Source organism: Vibrio sp. 1978 (assembly GCF_033344345.1).
Genome location: NZ_JAWPOP010000368.1, coordinates 1 through 759 on the forward strand (window position 1 = coordinate 1; position 759 = coordinate 759).

Here is a 759-nt window from a genome sequence, read left to right on the forward strand (position 1 = left end):
GTAACTTTGAGAGAACTACTTGGTTTTCCGAGACGTCGGAAACCGCTACACCGGAAAATCAATTGGAGAAATCACCATGGCAGTGAATGTAAACACTAACGTATCAGCGATGACCGCTCAGCGTTACCTAAACAACGCAAACTCAGCTCAACAAACTTCTATGGAGCGTTTGTCTTCGGGTTTTAAAATCAACAGCGCAAAAGATGACGCTGCGGGTCTACAAATCTCGAACCGTTTGAACGTACAAAGCCGTGGTTTGGATGTAGCGGTTCGCAACGCGAACGACGGTATCTCGATTGCACAAACGGCTGAAGGTGCAATGAATGAGACCACTAACATTCTTCAACGTATGCGTGACTTGTCTCTGCAATCAGCAAACGGTTCAAACTCGAAAGCAGAGCGCGTTGCGATTCAAGAAGAAGTGACCGCGCTAAACGACGAACTAAACCGTATCGCAGAAACCACCTCTTTCGGTGGTAACAAGCTACTAAACGGCACACACGGTGCGAAATCGTTCCAAATCGGTGCAGATAACGGTGAAGCAGTGATGCTTGAGCTAAAAGACATGCGTTCAGACAACAAAATGATGGGCGGTGTGAGCTACCAAGCTGAAAGTGGTAAAGGTAAAGACTGGAACGTTGCTGAAGGTAAGAACGACCTAAAAATCAACCTAACGGACAGCTACGGCCAAGAGCAAGAAATCAACATCAGCGCAAAAGCGGGTGACGATATCGAAGAGCTTGCGACTTACATTAACGG

General features: G+C 46.9%; 1 protein-coding gene. It reads left to right on the forward strand.

The annotated features are described in order from the left end of the window. Window positions 1–76: 76 nt before the first annotated feature. Window positions 77–759: flagellin (locus R8N49_RS26665; protein WP_132937424.1), on the forward strand; the 683-nt coding region annotated here is incomplete at its 3' end.